The sequence below is a fragment of the Rhizobacter sp. P2_H3 genome, from assembly GCF_056403355.1.
Genome location: NZ_JBFUFQ010000407.1, coordinates 1 through 2,636 on the forward strand (window position 1 = coordinate 1; position 2,636 = coordinate 2,636).

The 2,636-nt window shown below is 68.1% G+C and carries 3 protein-coding genes; 2 read left to right on the top strand and 1 reads right to left on the bottom strand.

From position 1 onward, the window contains the following. Positions 1-465, bottom strand: a 465-nt coding sequence (locus tag AC1D1T_RS31605; RefSeq protein WP_477993319.1) for a type IV pilus assembly protein FimV, incomplete at its 3' end; no start/stop codon positions are given. Positions 466-655: 190 nt separating this feature from the next. On the opposite strand from AC1D1T_RS31605, the gene AC1D1T_RS31610 reads away from it, so the two are divergent. Both AC1D1T_RS31610 and AC1D1T_RS31615 read left to right on the top strand, forming a co-directional pair. Next, on the top strand, positions 656-1,435 hold the full coding sequence (locus AC1D1T_RS31610) for an oxepin-CoA hydrolase, alternative type (protein ID WP_047507937.1): 780 nt from the start codon (positions 656-658) through the stop codon (positions 1,433-1,435). Between the two features lie 12 nt (positions 1,436-1,447). Then, the gene (locus AC1D1T_RS31615; RefSeq protein ID WP_477993320.1) at positions 1,448-2,152 is read left to right on the top strand and encodes a histidine phosphatase family protein; all 705 of its coding nucleotides are present in this window, start codon (positions 1,448-1,450) and stop codon (positions 2,150-2,152) included. Positions 2,153-2,636 lie beyond the last annotated feature (484 nt).

Genomic DNA, 2,636 nt, shown 5'->3' on the forward strand with positions numbered 1-2,636 from the left:
GCGCTGCGCCGCCGGAGCGCCCGAGGCGACGCGCGGCAGCGTCGGGCGCACCGCCGGCTCGCCCTGCGGCGCGATCACGCTGGCCAGCGGCGAGGCCGAGGTGTCGGGTTGGTCGGAGATATCGGGCAGCGCGTTGGCCGGTGTCACGACGGTGGCCGACGGCGGGTCGGCGAACACCACGTAGTTGCGCGACAGCCGTGTCGGACAGCCGACGTTCAGCGCGATGCCGACCACCGGTTCCTCGACCGGCACGGTGGTGGTGATGCGCAGCCGGCGTTCATTGCTGCCGGGCTGGCCCTCGATGCGCACGCGCACCGACAGCGAAGACAGCGCGTGATCGCCGATCGACACGTCGGCCTTGACGCACGAGGCCTCGATGCGCTCGTCGGGCTCGAGCCGCAGCATCACGGCGAAGTTGAGCGGGTGGCCGAGGGTGGTGGCACCCAGCGTGTTGCCGAACCCCATCGCAGTCGCTTGTCCCGTGGGCAGGAGGCCCAAAGCGAGGCTGACTGCGAGCAAGTTCGGGAATCTCTGCATTCGAATGAGCAGTTGATTGATTTTTTGACTCTAGCATGAACCTTCCTGCGGCGATCTCCGCAATAACGGGCATGATCGCGCGCCATGCGCTTGGCGCTGTCTGACGAATGGTGTGGCCATGCCCTCTGAATTGCGTGCCGAACGACGCGACGGCACCCTGGTGCTGACGATCAGCGACCCCGCTTCCCGCAACACGCTGTCCGAGCAGGTCTTCACCGCCGGCATCGAATCGCTGGGCGTGGCCGAGTCCGACCCCGACGTGCACTGCGTCGTGCTGCGCGGCGACGGCGAGCATTTCTGCGCCGGCGGCAACCTGCAACGGCTGCTCGCCAGCCGCGAGGCCCCGCGCGAGGTGCAGGCAGGGATGCTGGAGCGCTTCCACGAGTTCGTCGAGGTGCTGCGCGTGTTCCCGAAACCGGTGATCGCGGCGGTCGAGGGCGCGGCGGCGGGGGGCGGCTTCTCGCTGGCGCTGGCCTGCGACCTGATCGTCGCGGCCGAGAACGCGCGCTTCGTGATGTCGTACGGCCGCATCGGGCTGTCGCCGGACGGAGGCTCGAGCTGGCAGCTGATGCAGCGCCTGCCGCGGGCCGTGGTGCTGCAGATGCTGTGGCTGGCCGAGCCGATGGGCGCGGCGCAGCTGCAGGCACTGGGCCTTGTCAATTGGGTGACAGACAGCGGGCAGGCGCTGAACCAAGCTCTGGCGGTGGCCGAGCGGCTGTCCCGGCTGGCGCCGAACGCGGTGTCCAGCGTGAAGGAGCTGGTCAATGCGTGGCCCGGGCACAGCCTCTCGCAGCAGATGGCAACGGAGCGGGATCACTTCCTTGAGAACTTCTTTCATCGCAACGGCGGCGAAGGCCTGCAGGCCTTCCTGGACAAGCGCGAGCCGCGCTTCGAATAGCGCGGGGGCGGCATGAGCCGCGCGACACCGAAGCGCAGGCGCATCTATCTGATGCGGCATGGGTCGGTCGACTACTTCCGTGAGGATGGCAGCGCCGTGCCACCCGATACCGTGCCGCTGAACGCCGTCGGCCGCGACCAGGCCGATGCAGCCGGTCGGCTGTTCGCGCAATGCGGCGTGCGCTTCGACAGCGTGCTGGTCAGTGGATTGCCACGCACCGTCGAGACGGCTGCGCGCGTGCTGGCCGCCGGTGCGCAGCCCGAGCTGCAGGTGTTGCACGAATCAGCGCTCGAGGAGATCCGCCCCGGCCGGCTGGCCGACATCCCGAAGCACGAGATCGAAGCCGCCTTCCTCGGCGCCTTCCGCACCGGCCCGAACGTGCAATCGCAGCGCTTCCTCGGCGGCGAATCGGTCGGCGAACTGCTCGACCGCGTACTGCCGGCCTTCGATGCGCTGCTCGCGCGCGCCGACTGGCAGTGCCTGCTGATGGTGATGCACGGTGGCGTGAACCGCGCGCTGCTGTCGCGCGTGCTGGCCGGCGAACGGGCCTTCTTCGGCCGGCTCGAACAGGCGCCGGCCTGCATCAACGTGATCGACGTCGGCACGAACGACCAGATCGTGCGCGCGGTGAACCTCGCGCCCACGCAGTGGCTGCACGAGCGCGAGACGATGACGACGATGGAAAAGCTGCTGGCGCAGTTCCTGCGGCAGACCTGACGACCAAACGGAAGTGCCCCCCTTGCGACACCTCTTCAACGCTGATCCCTTGCCGACAGTGTGGCTGTTGAACGGTTTTGTTCTGCCCGTCGACGGTGAACGCGAGGTGGTCAAGTACGAGCGCCTGGGAGGACTGATCGCGGCGTTGCATGCATGCGTCGTGCTGACATCCATTGCATTGCCGACCAGGTCTGCTCGCGGAGTAGGCAGCGCGCGTCCGGGCTGATGCATGACGCGCCCGGGTGCAACCCGGACTCAACCCCCACTTGTTCGCTTGTCACCTCCCCAAAGGCAGGGCGGTGGCAGAAGGCGGGTGCGGGGAGGCTGTGGTGCGCCAATCAGGAGGGGGCGCCGGAGCTGGCTGGTTTCATGGCCCCGCGCGAAGCGCGATCGTGAACTGACTGTCGCCCACTGTTTGACCACAACGAACGAAGTGAGTGGCGGGAGTTTGGGCGACGGGCCATGAAACCAGTCAGCGCAGGGG